General features: G+C 44.1%; 14 protein-coding genes and 3 pseudogenes. 14 read left to right on the top strand and 3 right to left on the bottom strand.

Annotated features, from left to right (window positions below; genetic code table 11):
• Nucleotides 1-18 precede the first annotated feature (18 nt).
• The 3 genes from modA (at nt 19) to L693_RS0120550 (ending at nt 3,383) form a co-directional block, all read left to right on the top strand.
• Nucleotides 19-840 carry a molybdate ABC transporter substrate-binding protein gene (modA, locus tag L693_RS0120560; protein WP_025719552.1) on the top strand — a complete coding sequence of 274 codons (822 nt, stop codon included), beginning with the start codon at nt 19-21 and terminating at the stop codon, nt 838-840.
• 27 nt (nt 841-867) lie between these two features.
• Nucleotides 868-1,533: a molybdate ABC transporter permease subunit gene (modB, locus tag L693_RS0120555; RefSeq protein WP_025719550.1), complete on the top strand. Its 666-nt coding sequence runs from the start codon at nt 868-870 to the stop codon at nt 1,531-1,533.
• A 314-nt stretch (nt 1,534-1,847) separates the two neighbouring features.
• A complete protein-coding gene (locus L693_RS0120550) occupies nt 1,848-3,383 on the top strand; it encodes a right-handed parallel beta-helix repeat-containing protein (protein ID WP_025719549.1) in 1,536 nt (511 codons plus the stop codon).
• A 239-nt stretch (nt 3,384-3,622) separates the two neighbouring features.
• Here the strand turns inward: L693_RS0120550 and L693_RS32175 are convergent.
• Nucleotides 3,623-4,932 (bottom strand): annotated as a pseudogene (locus L693_RS32175) (amidohydrolase family protein).
• Between the two features lie 158 nt (nt 4,933-5,090).
• Between L693_RS32175 and L693_RS0120540 the strand changes: the two are divergent.
• Together L693_RS0120540 and L693_RS0120535 are read left to right on the top strand one after the other, a co-directional pair.
• Nucleotides 5,091-5,519, top strand: a complete 429-nt coding sequence (locus L693_RS0120540) for a MarR family winged helix-turn-helix transcriptional regulator (RefSeq protein ID WP_025719548.1) — start codon at nt 5,091-5,093, stop codon at nt 5,517-5,519.
• A 120-nt stretch (nt 5,520-5,639) separates the two neighbouring features.
• Nucleotides 5,640-5,987, top strand: coding sequence for a DUF2294 domain-containing protein (locus tag L693_RS0120535; protein ID WP_025719546.1), 348 nt, complete (start codon nt 5,640-5,642; stop codon nt 5,985-5,987).
• Nucleotides 5,988-6,097: 110 nt separating this feature from the next.
• Here the strand turns inward: L693_RS0120535 and L693_RS0120530 are convergent, their stop codons facing one another.
• Nucleotides 6,098-6,526, bottom strand: coding sequence for a DUF4395 domain-containing protein (locus L693_RS0120530; RefSeq protein WP_025719544.1), 429 nt, complete (start codon nt 6,524-6,526; stop codon nt 6,098-6,100).
• Nucleotides 6,527-6,725: 199 nt separating this feature from the next.
• Between L693_RS0120530 and L693_RS0120525 the strand changes: the two genes are divergently transcribed.
• Nucleotides 6,726-7,178: an AAA family ATPase gene (locus tag L693_RS0120525; protein WP_025719543.1), complete on the top strand. Its 453-nt coding sequence runs from the start codon at nt 6,726-6,728 to the stop codon at nt 7,176-7,178.
• 104 nt (nt 7,179-7,282) lie between these two features.
• Nucleotides 7,283-7,886, top strand: a pseudogene (locus tag L693_RS32480) (siderophore biosynthesis protein).
• 228 nt (nt 7,887-8,114) lie between these two features.
• Here L693_RS32480 and L693_RS0120515 read toward each other — a convergent pair.
• Nucleotides 8,115-8,603 carry a hypothetical protein gene (locus tag L693_RS0120515; protein WP_025719541.1) on the bottom strand — a complete coding sequence of 163 codons (489 nt, stop codon included), beginning with the start codon at nt 8,601-8,603 and terminating at the stop codon, nt 8,115-8,117.
• Between the two features lie 240 nt (nt 8,604-8,843).
• Here L693_RS0120515 and L693_RS0120510 point away from each other — a divergent pair.
• The 7 genes and pseudogenes from L693_RS0120510 to L693_RS0120480 form a co-directional block, all read left to right on the top strand.
• Nucleotides 8,844-9,176: pseudogene (locus L693_RS0120510) on the top strand (hypothetical protein); the annotation flags it as partial.
• A 271-nt stretch (nt 9,177-9,447) separates the two neighbouring features.
• A complete protein-coding gene (locus L693_RS0120505) occupies nt 9,448-10,917 on the top strand; it encodes a hypothetical protein (protein WP_025719538.1) in 1,470 nt (489 codons plus the stop codon).
• A gap of 211 nt (nt 10,918-11,128) precedes the next feature.
• Nucleotides 11,129-12,010, top strand: a complete 882-nt coding sequence (locus L693_RS0120500) for a hypothetical protein (protein WP_025719537.1) — start codon at nt 11,129-11,131, stop codon at nt 12,008-12,010.
• 193 nt (nt 12,011-12,203) lie between these two features.
• Nucleotides 12,204-16,805: a fibronectin type III domain-containing protein gene (locus L693_RS0120495; RefSeq protein WP_025719536.1), complete on the top strand. Its 4,602-nt coding sequence runs from the start codon at nt 12,204-12,206 to the stop codon at nt 16,803-16,805.
• Between the two features lie 398 nt (nt 16,806-17,203).
• Nucleotides 17,204-18,520 (top strand): ABC transporter substrate-binding protein, encoded by a 1,317-nt coding sequence (locus L693_RS0120490; RefSeq protein ID WP_025719535.1) that lies wholly within the window; start codon nt 17,204-17,206, stop codon nt 18,518-18,520.
• Between the two features lie 39 nt (nt 18,521-18,559).
• Nucleotides 18,560-19,444: a carbohydrate ABC transporter permease gene (locus L693_RS0120485; protein WP_025719533.1), complete on the top strand. Its 885-nt coding sequence runs from the start codon at nt 18,560-18,562 to the stop codon at nt 19,442-19,444.
• Nucleotides 19,444-20,271: a carbohydrate ABC transporter permease gene (locus tag L693_RS0120480; protein WP_025719531.1), complete on the top strand. Its 828-nt coding sequence runs from the start codon at nt 19,444-19,446 to the stop codon at nt 20,269-20,271. Before L693_RS0120485 ends, L693_RS0120480 begins: the two co-directional genes overlap by 1 nt.
• Nucleotides 20,272-20,306: the final 35 nt, after the last annotated feature.

The following is a 20,306-nucleotide window of genomic DNA, read 5'->3' as shown; positions in this document are numbered from 1 at the left end:
GGACAGGGGAAGAACAAGTTGAAAATGAAATTCGGGTACATATTCACACTCGTTGGATTGTTGGCATGGGTACTGGCTGGCTGCTCGTCTCCGGCTGCTGTACAGTCTACACCGTCTGCACCCAAAACAGAACTGATCGTATCTGCTGCTGCCAGTCTTCAAGATAGCCTGAATACACTCAAGGACCAATATGGAAAGCTGCACCCAGATATCAAGCTGACCTTTAACTATGCTTCATCCGGCACATTGCAAAAACAAATTGAACAGGGCGCACCCGCTGACGTATTTATTTCGGCAGGCATGAAGCAAATGAAGGCCTTGACCGATGCTTCTTTAGTAGAAAAGGATAGCGTATTACTTCAAAATAAACTGGTTGTGGTTGTTCCGCAGGATAGGGCGAAAAGCACGGATAACAAAGGCATTACGCTCAATGATTTGGCGGGCCCTTCTTTCCTGAAGCTGGCGGTTGGGGAGCCTGCTACAGTTCCTGCCGGACAGTATTCCAAGGAATCACTGACAAAGGCCAGACTATGGGACAAGCTGGAGCCCAAGATGGTATTCGCCAAAGACGTAAGACAGGTATTAAACTATGTTGAAACAGGCAACGCCGATGCTGGACTTGTGTACCTGACGGATGCCAAATCATCCGATAAAGCTGTTGTTGCGCTGGAAATACCAGAGGAATTGCACGCACCAATCCTATACCCGGAAGCTATTGTCAAAGCAACTAAACACAGCAAGGAAGCAGGCGAGTTTCTTGATTTTCTGCGTACAGATGAAGCTATGAGTGTGTTCAGTAAAGATGGGTTTTCAGCTCCTTCAACAACGACTGGAAAATAGAATCCATATATAAAGGAGGGGGTCCCGTTGGATTGGTCGGCTTTCCTGCCTCCAGTTATCGTATCCGCTAAAGTAGCACTCGTCGCCAGCATTTTTGTCTTTCTGTTAGCTGCCGTTGTGGCTCGGATGATGGCAAATTGCAAGCTGCGAAGGGGAATTAGCGTGATCGAGACGGTTTTACTTCTTCCGCTCGTTTTGCCTCCCACAGTGGTCGGCTTTATTTTGCTCATTGTGCTGGGAAGAAAAGGCTGGATCGGTATAGCCTTCGAAAGCTTTTTCCAGCAGACAATCGTGTTTACATGGGGAGCAGCAGTAGTGGCCGCCGTGGTTGTTGCCTTTCCATTGGCTTACCGGACGATCAAAGCAGGCTTTGAAGCCGTAGATCCCGAGGTAGAACAGGTTGCACGTGTGCAAGGTGCCAACGAGTGGCAAGTGTTTCGCCACATTACGTTGCCACTTGCCTACCGACCGCTCATCTCAGGATACATTCTAGGCTTTGCCCGAGGGTTGGGGGAATTTGGCGCTACAATGATGCTTGCGGGTAATATTCCTGAACAAACTCAAACCCTGCCTACGGCGATCTACACCGCATCGGAGGCTGGGAATATGACACTCTCCTGGAGCTGGGTAGCCGTTATCATTCTATTCTCTTTTATTATGCTTATGCTTTCAAATCGGCTGGTAAAGGATTAGCCTGATTGGAGTAAGAACATACGCAGTTTGCCGATGGGGCAGGCTGTGTTTTATTTTTCGTGAGAAAATAAAGTTTTAGACTCATTCGCTCTCGCTCCACTTTCGATAAAGCATATTCGAACAGTGGGATCGCTGCCATAAATAAAATACAAGCGTTCTAAAGAAATCATGTGCTACCTCGCTATGACGCCACGCCTGGTATCAAAGAGTGATTGATACACGGCTCACTCCTTTTCTACAGCAAATCTGGTTGGACTAGCCTCAATGAATTTATGGTATAATTTACAAGTCCAAACAAGGGGAGGTATGGAATCATGAAGAAATTGGGGGGAATTTTGTGGGTAGGTTTAGCGATGGTTTTGGGGCTTGGTCTGGCGGCCGTAAATGTGCAGCCCCGGGCCGCCTCCGCGGCCGGCACAAAATATTATGTGGCCACGAGCGGCAGCGACTCCAACGCCGGAACGACCGACGCACCGTGGAAGACACTGCAGCATGCGGCTGACGTGGCTCCCGCGGGAAGCACGGTCTACGTCCGGGGCGGCGTGTACAATCAGAAACTGAAGATCACCCGCTCAGGCTCTGCTTCGCAGGGTCCCATTGTGTTCACCAGCTATGGGACGGAGACCGTCATCATTGACGGCACAGGACTTTCGGTCAGCGGGACTGAAGGGCTGATCGAACTGGCCGATGTCAATTACGTTACCGTTCAAGGGTTTGAAATCCGCAATTTTACCACTGCTTCCAAGAACGCTGTGCCTGTAGGTATTTATGTCCACGGTTCGGGCAGCTTCATTAATCTGTCCAACAACAAAATCCATGACATCAAAAACACGGTCACCCCGGCTGGCAAAGATCGGCTGGGTCGGGACGCCCACGGCATCGCTGTTTACGGCACGAAAGCTCCGGCTTCGCTTCACGACCTTACGATCAGCGGCAATGAGCTGTACAATCTCGTGCTGGGCTCCAGCGAATCGCTCGTTTTAAACGGCAACGTGGATGGCTTTGCGGTGACCGACAACCTCATTCACGATAACGACAACATCGGAATCGATCTGATCGGCTTTGAGGGAACCGCCCCGAATACCGCTTACGATCAGGCGCGGAACGGGTTGGTGAAGGGCAACCGGGTGTACAATAATTCTGTTCGAAATAACCCATCTTACAAGAAAGACGACAACTCGGCCGGCGGAATTTATGTGGATGGCGGCAAGGACAGTATTATCGAGCAGAACTACAGCTACAACAACGACATTGGCATCGAAATGGCCTCCGAGCATGCCAGCAAAGCCACCAGCAATATTACGGTCCGCAGCAACGTGATATATAACAACCGGCTGACCGGCATCGCCATGGGCGGTTACAATGAGGAGCGTGGCTCAACGGTAAACTGCAAGATCGTGAACAATACGCTGTTCAAGAACGATACATTTGACGACGGAAGCGGCCAGCTTTTGGTTCAGTACGATACGCGAAACAACGTGATCAAGAACAATATTTTCGTGGCTAGCTCCACGGATGTGTTGATCTCCAATGAATACACCAAAAATTCCGGCAATGTTGTGGATTATAATTTATATTTTGCTCCCGGCGGCAGCTCGGAAGCTAATTGGAAATGGAAAGATAAGGAATATACAGGTTTCTCCGCTTATAAAAAGGGGACCGGCAACGATGCACATTCTTTGTTCATCGACCCCAAATTTGTGAATGCTACGGGAGACGATTTCCATCTTCAATCTTCGTCACAGGCAATTGATGCCGGTGACACGGACCGTGCCATCATCGGAACGCTGGATATTGACGGGAAGCCTAGAGTACAGGGAGCCGCTTTTAACATCGGCGCCTACGAATAAGCCCCATATTCAATGAAAAACAGTGCGTACCGACGCTATGCAGTGCGCACTGTTTGTATGTTTCTTACAATGTTCCTTGCAATTAAAACACCTTCAAAGGGAATCCCCATGTCGTAAGATATGAGGATAAACTTTGGAGGTGTTTTTGCGTTGGCAACAAGATTAAGCTATCCTCGGGAAGTAAAAATGGAAGTCATACAAATGAGATCAGTAAATTGTTCCTGTTCGAGAGATTCTGATTAACATAGTTGTTGTACACCTTTGAACCATACGGATTTGATCGACAAGGTATCCGAGATGTTGGTTGTCGGATCACCGTTTACTAGTATAAAGTCAGCGAGCGCACCTTCGGCAATACGGCCGCGATCGTTAAGCCCAAAGCAACGGGCCGGTTTCGATGTAGCCGACTGAAGCGCTTCTATCGGAGTAAATCCGGCCTCAACCAGCAATTGCATTTCATGATGGACGCTAGCTCCATGAGCAAGGCCGCCAAGATTCGGAACAGGAACGGGAGCGACATCCGTCCCGACCAGAATATCCACACCGGCACGGTGAAGATCCATCACATTTTTAAAGCTATTCTCCAAATTGCCTTGCCGGAAAGTATGGAAGCTTGAGTTCAAAATATCGGTCCATTCCGGACTTAATTTGGAATAAACACGTGGATCATTCGCCAATTCTGATGCCGGATTCCCTAGAATGGATGAGTTCAATACCAAGCACGGTATAACAAATGCGCCTGAATCCGCTATGGACTTCACCAACTCGGATGTGTATTCGGGCCTGTCGAGAAATAAGTGACCCAATCCGTCGACTCCAGTATCAATGGCGGTTTGCGAAGAATGAGCCGTCAAGACGTGGGCTATGACAATTTTATCGAACTTATGGGCTTCTGCTACGGCTGCTTTTAGATCTCGTCGCTTAAAATAGGCAGTCCAGGGGCACCTAAGACTGTCCCTTCTTCAATCATGATTTTAATATAGTCGGCGCCACTCTCCACTTGGGTATGCACATGTTTGATCGCTTCTTCGACTGTCGTCACTTGGGGCACTTTTTCGTGATCGTGAGCGTAAGCGGCTAGCATAGCTTCCCGGTTTTCCTTTGGTAACTTCTCCAATTCCTTTAAAACGAACTCAGGAATTTCATCCTCATCCTGCAATAATTCATCCGGATGACCACCTGGAGCGGTGATCGCTGTGCCGGCAGAACGGACTTCGGCGACGTCATTCACGTTTTTTAACTGGATCTTGCGCCCTCTTTCTGTAAAACTGCCGTTCATTTCGAGTTCTGTCGTGACGCCGAATTTTAAAGCATCTCGTAACCCACCGATTGAAGTGTGGACATGCGCATCAATCAGGCCGGGCAATAATGTCGCATTTTCCCCGTCGATGATCGTTGCATGCGTCGGAAGGTCTCCGCCTACCGAAATAATGGCTTCCCCATGGATGATAACATTTCTGGGCTCAATAACTTTTTCTCCATCGAAAATACGTACATTCGTAATCGCTGTAACTTTTTCTAACGTAGAGCTTTGAGTTACATTCTTCATGTCGTTCCTCCTAAGTGTTTGGTTTTAAATAGTTAGAATTCTAACTGTTAGTTTTATGACTGTCAATAAACTAATTTTTTTGTTTGACAAACAGTTTAGAGATTTATATAGTTTATTTACTGACAATTAGACTTCTAATAATTTGAGGAGGAACGATTATGAAAACCCAAAAGGATACGGTTTATCTGGATTTGTTTCAGATTATCGGTCTTAAGTTAAAGAAAAGAGCGGACGAGAGTATAAAAGAGTTGGGATTAAATGCTCAACAAGGAAAAATGATTAGATATATCTACGAGAATCAAGAAAATGATTTAATTCAGAAGGATCTTGCCGATCGGTTTCATCTGCGCGGAGCCAGCATTACAAGCATGCTTCAAGGTCTTGAGCAAAAAGGATTCATCGAGCGCAAAATCCCGGCCAATAATGAACGGCAAAAAAATATTTATGTTTTACCAAAAGCCATTGAGCTGATTGAAGCTTTTAGTGACTCTTTTCAAAAGGTGGAGGACGAAATTGTTCAAGCCCTGACCGAAGAGGAAAAGCAAATTTTAGAGGAAATGTTAATCAAAATTAATGAACGCATATAATTGCAGATAAAAGCATGTTCCAAAAATCACTTTCGCTTGCTCTCTGTTTTATATGATAGGAATCGGTTATGATGGAAATAGTAACAGGGATTTTAGTAGATTTTAGGAGAGCGGTGCGATATGAGAAGGGAAACGGGTTTTAACGAAATTATTCGAAAAGTACGCAAAGAGCTGTTTGGGAAAGGCCCGGAACGCATACATACGACCTTTGTAGATAATATGGCCATCACGATGCTGTATGGAAATTTGACCCCATCCGAAAAGTTTCTGGCGCAAGAGCCTTCCGGGAAAGAGATGGTGCATGCAGCCCGAACCAAAATGGTTCAAAAAATCTATCCCGTACAGTTCAATAAAGAACTGGAGGATTACATGGATTCACGGCTGCTGCATCTCTTTTCAGATATTAAAGTGGAAGAAGATATAGCCATCTCCGTTTTTGTGTTTGAAGATAACATTACTGCAAAATAAAAAGAAGGCGGAACCGACATCGAATCCATATTGTTGGAGAGGTTGGCTGCACCTTCGATTTAATTAACGATGTCCTAATTGGAATGGAAATAATAGAGAGATTTTTCTGTTTATACGTCTTTTCTTCTTCGATATTGATATTGGGACCATTGGTAGAGAACAAAACATCCTATGCAAAAACCAAGGATAGCCATCAATGCCGCCACCAGGACCAGGGCCGAGAATACATAAGCGACAATACTCCACTGGATCATAAATCCTACCCAAGCGACCAGTAGAAAAAAGACAGCAAGAAGCTGATTAAACCTTTGCTGTTCTCGGTCCTCCTGCACATACGAGGAGGGGCTTTTCTTCAAAAAAAGCTTGGCTATTCGCATTACCGGATTGAAGTTAAAAAGGACACCGAGCAACCCCGCGATAAGAGGAATAGCTAGCACCCCATATCCCCCTGTGATCCAAGCGAAAACTACAGATAAAACAATTATCCATTGATTAGCCCTTACTAACGGGCGTGGTATTGAGGCTGCAGCTTGACTCATATATATCATCCTTTTCTTATCGGAATAAAATAAAATTTTAAATTATTATAGCCTAACATTTAGGGAATAGATACTATGAAAAACGGAGAATTTTGCAAGTCCATCTACTAATTTCTTCTTGTCTTGCTTAATTCCTACTTTTTCACAGAATAGAGATTATATTAACTAATATGTATACTTGGACAAGGAAGTGTGAGATTTGGAGTGTGTCATTTTTATAGGAATTCAGGCTTCAGGCAAATCGACATTTTATAAAGAACATTTCTTCAAAACACATATGCGAATAAACCTTGATATGCTTAAAACACGGAATAGGGAAAACATTTACCTTCAAGCCTCCATCGAAACAATGCAGCCTTTTGTTGTAGACAATACGAATCCAACGGTTGTGGAACGGAAGAAATATATAGATGCTTGTAAGAATAAGGGATTTAAGATTATTGGTTACTATTTTGAACCCAATTTTGTAGAATCCATCAAGCGTAATGAGGAGCGCACAGGCAAAGAGTATATTCCTGAAATCGGTATTAAAAGCGTTATGAGTAAACTAAAGGCTCCGAGCTACGAAGAAGGGTTTGATGAACTTTATAGCGTGACTTCCAGTGAAGGAACGTTTCAGATCGAAAAGCAGCCAGAGAACTACACAAACTAGGGGGAGTATCTATGAATATACCTGAGAAATACATCAAACATTTTCCAGCATATGAGGACGTATTTGTTGGCGATCTTAAACATTATCGGAAGCACTTTTAGCCGATTTGCTCGATTAATCTTCAATTTTTATTCCCGGAGCAGGAGAAGTGGCTGCATTTTGTTTCCGCAAAAGAAATTCACGAAGGCTGTGTGGGTGAGAATAAGCAATTTCATACTGCTTTTACCAAGGAAGATATGTTGGGATTCGATGTAATTGACGTTAAATACAAATTCGAAGCGAACTGGATTACTTTAGACTTCACTAGAAAGAGTAGTTGAAAGCCACCTATGAAACGCTGAAATTAGCGGGAGATAAAGCATTGGGAATACCAAAGAATCTGTAGATGAACTCACCCGTGATTTTGAGGAAAAGAAGTTCAATGGTTGGGGGTTGAGTTTCCCTGAAGTCAACGGCATTTTGGATGATATCGCATTTCAGTCTGATGAGGCTCAAAGCTATATAAAGGAATATGGTGAATCGATCGAAGAGGTGCTCCGGTTCGAGCAAACCAATTTGCCCCATGTGCCCAAACGTTCCAATGGTGAGACTTTTACCTATATCGGTTCCTTCACTGGATATTATTTTCAAGCGTTTGGGGCGGATGCCGTCTATTTATTCTATGATAGAGAATTAAGTAAAGCGGTAATTTGCTTCGAATATTCATAAATGCATAGAAAAAAACTCCCTAGAAAGGGAGTCAGGCTGTCGAGAAACCCCCTGTTTTTTTAATGAGGTTTAAAATGGCCATTTTGATCAAATAAAAATGGGTCCTCAGATCGTTTTAAATCGATTTTTGTTTTAAAAGTTGAGTCTCCCCAAATAAAAAATAAAGTGTCGAGAAAGTCCGTTGGACTTTCTCGACACTCTGACTCCCTAGAAAGGGAGTTTTAAAACTTATTTTTTATTCAAAGTAACATCATGCTCTTTGGCAAGTGTGTTGACTTGTTCATTAAAATCTCTGAGTAGCTTTCTACCCTCAGTGAGCTTGGTGTTACCTTCACTGACTAAGCCCATATCCTGTTTTTCCAACGCATCGAGCATCATAATGAGGGCATCTTTTTGAGTATTAACGGCCTTGATGTAAGTTTCGTGGACGGCTCTTACCTCAGGCGTTTCCGTCTTTACAGCTTCTACTTTATCAACATATTTGGTGTATTCAGGGATAATATCATCTTTTAAAGTATTATATAGTGTTACGTCATCAGTGTAATTATTTCCGGTCGCAGCTGTATACTTATCAGTTACTGTTTTTTCCTCTTGTGCCAATGGAAGCATTCCATCATTCACATAGGTGATTAGATCTTTTTTTACCGGATCGGTAGAGCAGGCTGCCAAAATGGAGAAGCAACATATTACTAACATAAACAGGCTAAGTTTTTTCATCTGTATTCCCCTTTTTTATGTATGTTATGGGTAATTCGATTCATTTAATAGTCAGAAGGAACTATCCATATTATTTGATTATATCGTATAAATAAGAGAATGGTAGGATTTTTATGGTAAAATAGTGTCGAAATTAAGTTGATTGATCTGGTTTTTAACATAAGTGCAACAGGAAAGTTAATCCGGTAGCGAACCCCAAGCGCACATAAAAACCCCGGATCATTCGCACCTTAAGCGGGGCACGGAGGCAGCAGCCTGATCGTGAATGGTGTTGTGAAAACGATGGATGGCCAACTGGTTCCCAATGCTCCTGTCACGGTTGTTTGGCTGGATAAGAACTGGACCGAGGGCAGCGGTAACCGTACGAGAACGGCTTCTGCGTACACCGATGATAGCGGTAGATTTAGTGTAACGCTTTCTCTTCCGCAATCGACAGGAAAAAATGTGGATTATATAAGTGAAATTGGTTCCACACACTATTATGATCTTACAGGAGTAGCGGCTCAGGTCGATGGAACTTCGATTAGTGCAACGGACATTGTTTATCTGTTTGCTTACAGCTTGAGAAATTAAGATAAGCTTTAATATAGTTTTGATTCATGAGAGTCGCCTTTTTTGAATGGTTAGCTGAGGCTTTCCATTTCAGAAAGAGCGACTTTTCATGTTTATTCACCAAGGATAAGAAAATGGTCTTGTTTTCATAGATTACAAATAGAAAATATTTTGCATAATATATTCCAATAGAACCAAAAATGATTTATGATAGAGCCAACAGCCTAGAAAGCGCCCTGGTTTATCCGGGGATAGCGGGAATTCCTTAAACCATTCGAGAGGGGATTTCAGTATGAAGAGGTTCAAAAAGGCTATTGCAGTGATGTTGAGCATGATGCTCCTGTTTGCTTTCGGAGTGACTGCGAATGCGAGTGAAAGCACGGAGGCTGTATCGGATCAAGCGATTAAGGCGGAATCTCAGGTTCAGCTAACAACTGACAAAGAAGACGTAATTAAGCGTTTAACGCGGGCAGACAAGCTAGACAGCGTAACGTCTTCGGTTTATGTCATTCAAGAAAATCTCAACTTCAAGACCCCAGACACAACTTCATTGAAAAGGGAAACCATTTCTTCGCTGAAAGCAAGCCCAATGGCTGCATCAGCCACAGCTTCCTCTGCTACGTATTCCGGTACGATTACGCAAGAGGGGGGCACACAATTTTTATATCCGATTTATTTGCAGCCCGGTGAACTGTTGCAGGCCCAGTTAGATGGTCCATTTTCAGCCCAGCTAGACTATGACTTATACTTGTACGAATTTGATATGACGACAGGTGATATTAATCCCAATGCCATTGACGCTTCCACCTATGGTACTTATTTTAACAATTATGAACAGGGGGCTGCATCACTTCCTGAAAACGTAGGCACCCGCAACGCTGCTGGATATGAAAAGGCTTACGCGCTTGCAGTCCATGCCAAGAAGGGATCTAGCATTAATGATCCTTTCTATCTAACGGTCGACACAAGCTCCAGCTATGATGCCTATGAGCCGGATGAGAGTGCTTTTCATGCCTATAATTTCACCTTTAGTACGGGCGGCTCATCGCTTAATTCGCGCTCTATTCATTCCGGTATTGATAACGACTGGTATCAAATCACGATCCCTGCCAGCCGAAATTATGATGCTTTGAATGTAAAACTTGACAATACTTCGGAAAGCTACGGCTACAACGCAGAAGTTTATGGAGCTTTAACAGGAAACCAAATGGTGCTTTTACCGCAAACGAATCACAACGTTACCTTAAATACAGGAACCTACTATGTGCGAGTATACACAACAAATCAGTATTCACCTGATCATTTGTATACACTCACACTTAAGCCGGTACTTCGGGCCGGAAAAATTGAAATTACCGGCTATGATTCCAGCAATGGTCCTAATGATTATCCGAGCTACTCATATGGTCGTCATTATCGGGTTAATCAACGCAGTAACCTTACCGTAAAAGGTGTTGTTAGGACAACTGATGGTTATGCAGTGGCAAATGCGCCAGTGGATGTAACCTGGTTGAACCAGAACTGGACTGAAAGCAGCGGGAATCGCACTCGTACAGGCACTGGTTATACGGATCAGAATGGAGCCTTTAGTGTAACCCTTTCCCTGCCATCTTCAACTGGAAGTATTGCGGAATACCTGCCTGGACCAATCAGTTTTACACATTACTATGATCTTTCAAGGGTAGCTGCTCAAGTGTCAGGTACTTCGATTATAGACACAGATATTGTATATCACTTTGCCTATAGTGTTTATGGCGGGTGATGGATGGGTTCATAAAGAAATCTCCACAATTACTTGTTATTTGAATACTTTATATTTAAAGCCAAGGTAGCTTTTTTCAATATATGTTCATTTTTGGACAAAGCATATATTCATTCCATATATGCTTTGTCCGATATATATACAAACAGGGTTACATTACATTATACATACGCCTTAGATGCCTGTTACAAACATGACAGGAGGAAGTAGGATGAATTTTGGGCCTCTTAGAGCACAACAAGCGGTTCTTAACTCTAGTAGCTTACGGATAAATCCGTCAAGCAAGCAAGGAGTTCCATCCCCCCAGCTACATGAAGAAAAACAATCTGGATTGATCGTTCAGGACACTGTGGAGATTAGTGAAGCCGGCAGACAGCTGGCCGAAGGAGCTATTGTGTCACATGCTGCCAAGTATTTTGGTACAACACAGATCAATGATTCATTAAACCGGGTTTTGGAAGGTCAACCAGAAGAAGTGTCCAATTCAGTGTACAATATGATTCAATCCAATTTTATTGTTGACGGGACGGTAACGGATGAGAATCAGCGAGCTGTGTTGCTGGAGATGGGAGTTTCCCAATCCAAGTATATCGCAGATCATTATATGGAAGGCGATAAGGCCAAAGAATTTCTGGAGACCATGAACCAGATAGCTGGAATTGCTTTGACACGATCCATAGATTCAGAGACCGGAGATATTAGCTACACGACTCCAACAGATCGCCCGTTAGGCGCACCTGAGGATTATGTCAAGCTGTCGGAAGTGATGAAGCAGGCGGATCCTCAACAATATGCGGCATTCATGAATGACATTAAAGGTGGGGGAAATGGACTAAGCCAGCTGTTAAATTTTGCGCAAAAGGTTCCTCAACACACCGATTGGATTGAGCAATATAAAGAGCGTGCGGGACAGACTGCGGAGTTGTTGAATAACGCGCAGTTAAAAAATCGGTTTGACAAAGCTGATACGACTTCGGCTTCCGCATTTATGAACAGTATGCAAAACCTTCTTACGGAATCTTCGGCTACTCAGGACTCTTACATGCAGAATATGCGGGGATTTTTTCGGAACTTGGGTGTTCAGGTAGATTAAAACCTTCAAATAATTTTACAGTTCTGTTTACATCCTGCTAGGAACGAAGTATAATAGCTTCAAAACATACTCGTGAACTTGAGGAAGCACCTCAAACTTAGGCATTAACGCCTTCGTTTGAGGTGCTTTTTCTATTTTAGCCGAAGCGAGTCTGTAAAGCTCTTTGAAAATAAAATAAAGTAAGGAGAAGTGTATGCATCGAAAAAATAAGCGAAAGGTAAGGAAGTACAGCAAGTGGGTGTATGGATTGTTGGCTGTTCTACTCCTGTTAACGATGATTCCCATATTTCCGGAAAGGGTATCAGCCGCTACTCAAGAGATCATTGGAGGCCCTTTTTGCCAAAACAACTTGCCGGGTGGGGGCGACATATGGGGGTCCTCGTCAGGAAATGGGATAGGAGCAACGGAAGTTTACAGCGGCATGGGTTCGGCAAGATATAAATGTGAGGGCAGTGTGCAGCCAACCAATCGTTTTGTTGATATTGGAAGATCTATTAGAACTTCTGATTATAGGGTTTTTGTTTACATTGAAGGGTCTTACCACACAGATTTATATGCATCTAATGCCGCAGCTGGAAGCAGTTGGAGGCCTGACGGAACGAATTTATATACATGGACTAATGTAACGAAATTCTATGCAGATAGCTTTTATCAAGGAAAATGGGTAGAGATTACTGACTCTATTACATTAAGGGATATTCGGTATTTTAGAGCCATGGGGTACAATCAGCAGACAAGTAATGAAATATCCAGGTTTGGCATCCGTCTCATTCCCAAATCGGACCTGATGCCTACACCGCCCCGGATTCATGCAGGCGCAGAGGGACAGGCGGTTACAGGCTGGACCAAAGAACCTGTAACTGTTTGGATCAACGGGGACGTGGCCCCCGAAGGGCTAAAATACTATGAATATAGTGTGAATGGAGGAGCATTCCAGCCATATACAGGACCCTTTACTGTATATGACCATGGCGTAAATACGATCTATGCCCGGACAGTGGACGTAAATAACCAGTACAGTGGCCTTTCCGCCGGGAAAGTTCGAATAGACAAGATGCCGCCAACCCCACCAGTCATAAATGCAACAGGGAACAGTAATGACTATGTCCTTTCATTGCAGCCGGGAACAGATGATTATTCTGGATTGGCTCATACTCAATTTCGTATGACGGGTGTTGTGAATCAGGATTGGCAAGACTATCGTGGAGTGCTTCATGTGAATAAGGACGGCAAAAGCACGGTTTATGCACGCTCCATAGACAGCGTTGGTAATGTGAGCCAAGAAGTAAGCAAGGAAGTCACCATTGATAAAAAGGGGCCGACTGCTCCTGTCATCCGGGCTAGTGAGGCAGGTCCAACAATCCATGATGTAAATATTTCCATTGATTCAGGAAGTGACCCGATAAATGGAATTAAGCTGACACAGTACCGCTTGAGTCCGACAGGGGAGTGGCAGACGTATCAGGGTATGGTGACATTAACTGCTGAAGGGAATTACGAGTTATCAGCACGGACAATCAATAACCTGGATGTTCCTGGTCCAGTCGTGACTCAATCGGTCATGATTGATCGAACCAAACCAACGCCTCCAGAAGTTACATTTTCCGAGGTGACGATGCCTACCCGGTACACCAATAAGCCAGTGCAATTTTCTCTATCAGGTGCGACGGATGTTGCTGCAGTACATTATGAATATCAATGGGGTTCTAGCGGTTATGTGCCTGGAGCATCGGGAATATTAAATCGCTCCGGTATCGTAAAAGTGACTGCTCAAGCTGTAGATGCAGCTGGAAATCGAAGTGATCCGGTGTCGGCAACGTCTTATATTGATTTGGAACCCCCGACAATCCAGTTGACGCCGAATTCGCGTGAATGGAAGGATTCGAGTATTGATGTGGAGATACGATATGCCGACCAGCATTCGGGGATCGAGCCAGCAACAATGCAGTATAGAATCACAAACAGTCCTGATTCACCTGAAAATTGGGATACAGCAGCCAATACGGCAATTCGGTTGAATCTTTTAAATGAAGGTGAATGGTATGTTCATGCCAAGGTCAAAGACCGAGCGGGTAACATTTCTCAAACGGTCAGCGGTGCACTTCGCATTCAAATGCAGCCCGAGCCGGTTGTGCTCTCAGCGACATCCATACGAAACACAGAGGCCGATTTGCAATGGACTCTTCCATCTGGCTTTAATGATGGTTACGTCTATTCTATCCGGAATCTAACAACCCATGAGGTTTGGGATGTTGCGCATCCGACAAATTCTTTTACCAATAAAAAGCTGCAGGGAGGACATCAATACGAATATGAAGTGCGTTCCAGTAATCATGTGGGAGGCAATGCGTATTCCAATCGAGTGCGCGTTTTAACACTACCTGATGCGCCTGATCTTATTCAGTTAAGAACTGTCTCTCGTCATCCAGCAGAGATCATGGCCGACTTTACGCCAGTTGCTTCTGCTAACAAATATAATATTGTAGCAACGGACGTAAGTACGGGAGAAGTCATATTTAGGGATACGGTTACACAGGATGTATATAATCCAATTACGGGAACGGAGCCTGGTAAATATTATGATGTTTCTGTATCAGCTTTGAATGAGACTGGAGAGGGGGCGGCAAAGCATGTATCTTTTTTAAGCCTGCCAGACAGCCCAGCCGGATTCCAAAATGTAACTGTAAGAGAAGATAGAGTTGAATTGAAATGGAATGATGTAGTCACAGCCACATACTACGCGTTAGATCGAGACAAAGTATCGGTTTATCATGATGTGTATACGGAATTCACAGATAATGATCTTGAGGCGGGAACAGAGTATGTTTATCGTATTTCGGCTGAAAATACAACGGGATTCGGAGATTATGCTCATCTGGGAGTCATCACATTACCGGCTCGGGTAACTACGCTGGCAAGTGTGACGAAGGATGTATATTCCGTTGGTGTAATGTGGCAAGATGTGCAGGGGGCTGAAGGATACATTTTGAGTGTTAACGATAAGCCAAATGTGCAGATTCCCCGGGGTATCCATTCTTATACTTTTGAGGGCTTGCCAGCGGGGAGGCCTGCAAGTATTCGTATACGGGCCTACAATCGGAGTGGTATAGGTGAAGATGCGACTATCAATGAATTGACGCTACCTGCTTCGGCAGTACAGCTTGCAGCAGTAGATGTTCGGCAGCACGAGGCCACATTGAAATGGGAGCCTGTTGACGGAGCAACTCAATATAAGGTAACAATCAACGAGCAAGATTATTACAGCACCGAACCACGCGTAGTTGTATCTGGATTGGAAGGTGGGAAAAACTATAATTTTCAAGTGAGCAGCGGTAACAGCAGCGGTTTCAGTCAACCGGCGTGGGAAGAACTGCTGACACTACCGCCCCAGGTGCAACATGTAAAAGTTACAGAACTTGGGAATGGCCGGATTTCATTGAGCTGGGATGGATCAAATAGCGCTTATCAATATGCTGTAATCCGCAGAGATACGGGAGAAGTCTTTGACACCAGAAATGCTCATATTGCACTTTCAGGTATCCAACCCGGTATGATTTACTCGTTTGGTATTCAAGCCATGAATACGAGCGGTGCAGGTGACATAGCTCCGTTCACGTATCGTGCGTTGCCAGATGAAATACCAGATAGCAGGTTGATTGTGAAAGACGTAACTGATACAAATCTGGTTGTTACGTGGAAAGAAGCTCTAGGCGCGGATGCTTACAATGTATACCAAAATGGAGTGCTTATCAGTCATACGACCCATAATGAGTTTAAATTAAACAAATTAGATAGTTCTACAGTGTATCGTATTACCGTTAAGCCAGTTAACACGAGTGGTGAAGGTAAGCCGACCGAAGTTGAAGTGGAAACACTGCCGTCTCCAGACTTCAAATTATCGAAGACAGAAACAACGAATAATGAGTTTATCATCCATTGGGAATCAGAGCATCATAATGATATTTTCGTTCTCATCAGTGAAGGAGGAACAGAACTATACCGTGGTAAAGAGCGAGGCTTTATCTGGAGAGAACTCAGAGAGAAGCAGTTGTACACAGTTCAACTCTGGGCAGAAAACAGTCAAGGAAAACGCACAGAGGCAAAACAGGTGAACGGTAAAACTACAGGGAAACCTGTGGACACAGGTGGCGGAGCAGGAGGGGCGGCGAGTGTAAAACCGAATCAGTCTGTTGTAGATCAACCTGTTGTGAAGGAGCAAATAGAAACAGGGTTCGTTCAAGCCACGTCAGTTGAGACGAAGTCCAATCATTTTAGTGACATTGATCGGATATTTAATAGAGAGAAAATAAATGCACTTGCTGATTTGGGTGTAGTGAAGGGGACGACCCACACGCTTTTCGAGCCAAACAGACTTGTAACACGAATGGAATTCACCTCGATGCTTGTCCGTTCCCTGAAATTACCACTCGAAACGGATGTGACTTTAGGCTTCGAGGATATCAATCCATCCGCCTGGTACCTTGATTTACTCAAAACGGCGATTAAAGATCAGGTCGCTCGCGGGTTTAGTAATAGAGAATTTGGTCCGGATCGGGTCATAAACCGTGAGCAGGCGGCTAAAATGGTGAATAACGTTATCAAGGCTACACCACAACATGAAAGCAGTGTATACTCAGATACCTCTCAAATTGTGGAGTGGGCCAGAAAGGATGTACTTGGTCTAACCGAAATTAATTTAGTACAAGGATATCCGGATGGAAGCTTCCGTGCCAAACAGGAAGTCACACGTGCAGAAGCGGCTGAGATGATTTATAACATGCTTCAAATGAAATAGCAGAATGAATGTGAGTAACTGTTATAGTTGAGACAGATGAAATTAATAAATGAGAATTTTTATAAAAAACAGTTTTGAGATAGAGTGGGGACCTTGATTGTCAGAAACATTGATGAATCAAGGTTTTTCTACTTTATTTGATGATGAAACGATAAAATTTATTAATAACCTCGGGAGAACAGGTGCAGATTGTTAATCTGCTGCCTGTTGAACTGATTGAGCGTTCAATGACTTGACTGAAATCTGTTCCTCTAACAAGGGGAGACGGATTTTTTTTAAGTACATGTAAAAGTTTAATATGTCAAACAATTGACACAAGTCAACCCTTTGACATACAATTCAATTGTAAGCGCTTTATTTAGATGATCAGAGCAACTAAGAACAAGGGGGATGACAAAGTGAGGAAATTCAAAAGAGTTCAATGGATGGTAATGCTGCTTCTTTTGGTTATGGTAGTGTCCGCATGCGGAAGCTCCGGTAATTCGGCTTCTGGAGGAGGATCAGCGGATTCGGGAAATGTGAAAATTACGCTTTTGAATTCCAAAGGTGAGATCCTTACACAGCTGGGGGATGCCGCCAAGGCATTCCATGAAGACAATCCGGGCATCACGGTTGAAATCCAGCCGGTTCCGACCGGTGGGTCACCTTTTGAGCGTGCCTCTGCATTGTATGCATCCGGAAATCCACCGACCATGATCATGCTGGATACAGGCGATGTCGATAAATTCAAGGACCGTATTCTTGATCTGAGCGGAGAAAAGTGGAATGCGGACACTGTTGAGAACGCAACTACAGCTACGACATTTGATGGTAAGAATTACGCATTTCCGCTGGCTGTTGAAGGCTACGGATTCATTTACAACAAAGCTGTTGTTGATAAAGCAGTAGGTGGAAGCTTTGATCCCGCCACAATTAAAACCCGAAATGACCTTGAAAAACTGTTTCAGCAAATAGAGGCATCCGGAAAGAAAGCACTGGTGATTTCTCCAATGGACTGGTCCCTGGGCGCTCATTATTTGCCTCTTGCTTATGCTGGCCAGAACAAAGACATGGCTGAAGTGAACAAGTTCATAGCGTCACTGAAAGCGGGCAAAGCCCACTTGGCTAACAATCCGGTATTTAACGGACTTATGGATACATTTGACGTCATGATGAAATACAATATCGATCAGGCTTCCCCGCTGGCAGGGACTTATGAACGCGGACCAGAGCTGCTTGGCAAAGGTGAAGTTGGCATCTGGTTCATGGGCAACTGGGCATGGCCGCAAATCAGTGGTTTTGATACCGCTAACAAAGAATATGGTTTCCTGCCTGTACCGATCAGCAACAATGCCAATGACTACGGCAATCAGGAGATTTCGTCCGCTGTATCCAAACGCATTGTTATTGACAAAGAGAAGGCTACGCCGGAGCAGCAGGAGGCGGCGAAGAAGTTCCTGAACTGGATTGTCTACGAGAAGAAAGGCCAGGATTTCCTCGTGAACAAAGCGAACATTATCCCGGCGTTCAAAAATATTACATTACCTGCGGCCGACCCGCTTGGCAAGTCCATCCAGGATTATATCGCAAAAGGCAAGTCAGAGCAGTCGATGAGTACACTGCCTGCTGACCACTGGTCCAAGGTAGGTTCTTCCATGCAGAAATATCTGGCGAAACAGGGCGACCGCGCAACACTGGTAAAAGAAATCGAAGACTATTGGAAAAACGTAAAATAAGTTTTTTCGAAACCACCCGGAGTAAAGAGGGGGATCATCATGATTGTTGAAAAGGGAGTGTGGAACCGACTCCGGTCACGGCTGCTGTTTACTGGTCCAACCTTGTTGGCCTTCATAACGGTAATGATCATTCCGTTTTTGTACGGCATCTATTTGACGTTCACGAACTGGGACGGTATTTCCACGACACTATCGCTGGTGGGTGTCCAAAACTACCTTGCCGTTTTTCGGGATACTGAGTTTTGGAAATCGTTCGGCTTGACGCTCAAATATGTGTTTTATACCGTAGTTCTTATCAATGTTATCGCTTTTATGCTGGCCTATGTGCTGACAAAAGGATTAAAGGGACAGAGTATCTTCCGGGCGGGATTTTTCCTGCCCAACCTTGTTGGCGGCATTGTACTCGGTTTTATCTGGCAGTTTATTTTCAACAACGTACTTGTCTACTTGGGACAACATGCTGGCATTCAGTCACTCAGCACAACTTGGCTGGCTGATCCCGACAAAGCTTTCTGGGCACTCGTGATTGTAACCGTGTGGCAGAACGCGGGTTACATGATGGTCATTTACATCGCGGGACTGACCGGTGTGCCGAATGATATTATGGAGGCTGCAAGCATTGATGGGGCGAACAGCTGGATTAGACTGCGGAAAATGGTCCTTCCCTTGATGGTTCCTTCTTTCATCGTATGTATATTTTTGTCCTTGCAGCGCGGATTTATGGTCTATGACGTGAACCTTGCGCTCACGAAAGGCGGACCGTTCAGCAGTACTCAAATGGTGTCGATGCATGTGTATGAAAAGGCTTTCCTTTCCCGTGATTATGGTGTGGGGCAGGCGGAAGCATTCGTACTATTCCTGATGGTTGCTCTCATCACCCTGCTTCAGGTTTATTTTAGCAAGAAGTTGGAGGTGGAGGCATAATGACAAGTCAAAAAGCCGTTTCCTTCATCATCAAGTTCATTGTGCTGACAGTCGTGCTCATATTGTTCATCGTGCCATTCGTTTTTCTGCTGATCAATTCTTTTAAGGAAAACATAGCCATTACCTCCAATCCGTTATCGCTTCCAGAGATATTCAATATGGCTAATTATGTGAATGCGTTTGATAAAATGAATTACGTCGATGCTTTCACCAACTCTTTGGTCATAACAGTGTTAAGTGTCTTGTTTATCTCACTGTTCGCGGCGATGACGGCTCATTATTTTGTCAGAAACAACACCAAGTTCAATCAATATACGTTTATGCTAATGGTTGCTTCCATGATTATTCCGTTTCAGGCCATCATGATTCCATTGGTGAAAATTTACGGCTCACTTGATCTGCTGAACAACAAGTGGTCACTGATTTATATGTATATAGGTTTTGGCAGCTCGCTGGCCGTCTTCATTTATCATGGATTCGTGAAAAGCATTCCGAAGGAGTTGGAGGAAGCGGCGCTGATTGACGGCTGCACGCGAATTCAGACATTCTTCCGGATCGTGTTTCCGGTATTGATGCCTACGACAGCCACCATTTCCATTCTCAATGTGCTGTGGATCTGGAATGATTTTCTACTGCCTTCCCTTATTTTGGTTGATCCGGAGCAAAGGACACTTCCGTTATCCACTTACAACTTTTACGGAACCTATACAGTGGATTACGGTCCGCTGATGGCAAGTTTGGTACTAACGATATTTCCTATCATTATCATCTATTTGTTCGCCCAGAAATATATTATTCAGGGTGTTATGCAAGGTTCGATTAAATAATTCTAGGGGAGGAGGTCTTATCAAACAAACTAGAA

This window comes from Paenibacillus sp. 1-18 (genome assembly GCF_000520755.1).
Lineage (GTDB): Bacteria > Bacillota > Bacilli > Paenibacillales > Paenibacillaceae > Paenibacillus > Paenibacillus brasilensis.
Note: the sequence above shows the minus strand (reverse complement) of the source record. Positions and strands in the feature narration are given on the sequence as shown.